General features: G+C 58.4%; 1 pseudogene. It reads left to right on the top strand.

From position 1 onward, the window contains the following. Positions 1 to 707 (top strand): annotated as a pseudogene (locus MHY22_RS11475) (HNH endonuclease); the annotation flags it as partial. Positions 708 to 835: the final 128 nt, after the last annotated feature.

Below are 835 nucleotides of genomic sequence, written 5' to 3'. Positions count from 1 at the left end.
GTGATGTGCCGGAAGCGTTCTACACCACCAACGCACCCGGCAACCACATCGGCAAAGCCGGCACCTACACACGCAAAACCTCCTGGTTCCTCTACCGCGCCATCCTCCCCCAACTAGACGAAGACGTCGATCTTAGCCTCACCAGCCTCGCCAAAGACCTCGGCATCTCCTACCACAAACTCCTAGGCTTCCTGCGCGCTCACTTCCGCATGCGCCAACTACCCCTCGTCACCGAAGTCCAAGGCCAGCACTGGATACTCGACCTGACAAAACTGCGCATCATCGACCGCGAACTCACCCGGCTGGACAACAATCCAGACCACCTTGAAGCCATCGACGCCGCACTCGCAGACTTCCTCACCCCCACCACACCCAACCAAACCGTCCCCACCGACGCCGACCTACGCCGCTTCATCCGCACCTTCATCGACACCCACCTGCGCCCCGAAGACAAAGAACAACAACCCGAACCACGACTGCGCATCAACTACAACCCCGATAACACCACCACACTATCGCTAACCTGCGATAGTGCCACCGCCACCATCATCGCCCGCCACATCGACGCCTACACCAACCAGACCACCACCACCACCGCCGCACAAGCACTCATCGACCTCATCCTCGAAGACACCCACACCAGTGTTGCCATCAACACGTTCACCACCAACCCCGACACCAACCTCGTCTTTCACCCCTGGGGTTGACCGCAATTCGTGGACACGTAGTGGGGCTACCTAGTGTTTAGGCAGCTATTTCTTTTCTACTGGTGGTTAGACCAATGTGGTTTTCGAAGTCGACGGGACTGACCATTCCTAGTGCAGAGTGCCGGCGC

The organism is Corynebacterium sp. ACRPO (assembly GCF_022347205.1).
Lineage (GTDB): Bacteria > Actinomycetota > Actinomycetes > Mycobacteriales > Mycobacteriaceae > Corynebacterium.
This window is presented reverse-complemented; position numbering and strand designations above follow the sequence as displayed.